Below are 779 nucleotides of genomic sequence, written 5' to 3'. Positions count from 1 at the left end.
ATCTCGACATCGTCGAGCACCGCCAGCGCGTCGTCGGCCAGCAGCGCCAGCGAGCAGTACAGCGAGATCAGGTAGGACGCGATGGCATGGTTGTTGATGCCCATGAAGCGCACCGACAGGCCCGGGCTCTGTTCGCCCGGCAGGCCCGGCTGGTACAGGCCGACCACGCCCTGGCGCTTGTCGCCCACGCGCAGCAGCAGGATCTTGGTCTTGCCATCGGCCACCGGCACCTTGTTGGACGGAATCAGGGGAATGCCGCGCCAGGTGATGAACTGCGAGCCGAACAGGCTTACCGTCGGCGGCGGCGTGCCGCGCCGCGTGGCTTCGCGGCCGAAGGCGGCGATGGCCAGCGGATGCGTCAGGAAGAAGGCCGGCTCCTTCCAGACCTTGGTCAGCAGCTCATCCAGGTCGTCGGGCGTGGGCGCGCCGGTCAGCGGGAAAATGCGCTGCTCTTCCGTCACCTGCGACAGCAGGCCGTAATCGGGGTTGTTGATGAGTTCGCTTTCCTGGTTTTCCTTGATGGTCTCGATGGTCAGGCGCAGCTGTTCCTTGATCTGGTCGTGCGGACTGCTGTAGAGGTCGGAGATGCGGGTGTGCACGTCCAGCACGGTGCTGACGGCGTTCAGGAAATACTCGCGCGGCTGCTCCTCGTACTCGACGAAGGTGCGCGGCAACTGGTTCTCGGCTTCGCGCGCGGTGCACGTCACCTTGATGTTTTCGGGATTCTTGACCTTGTTCAGGCGGTAGATGCCTGCTTCGACCGGCGCCCATTGCAGCAA

At 64.4% G+C, this 779-nt stretch carries 1 protein-coding gene; it reads right to left on the bottom strand.

What is annotated here, in order from left to right:
• Positions 1-779 (bottom strand): family 2A encapsulin nanocompartment shell protein (locus N825_RS35665; protein ID WP_037462411.1); only part of this gene is annotated, 779 nt, incomplete at both ends.

The organism is Skermanella stibiiresistens SB22 (assembly GCF_000576635.1).
In the GTDB taxonomy this organism is placed as follows: domain Bacteria; phylum Pseudomonadota; class Alphaproteobacteria; order Azospirillales; family Azospirillaceae; genus Skermanella; species Skermanella stibiiresistens.
The sequence above is the reverse complement of the archived record's forward strand: the minus strand, read 5'-3'. Positions and strand labels throughout refer to the sequence as shown.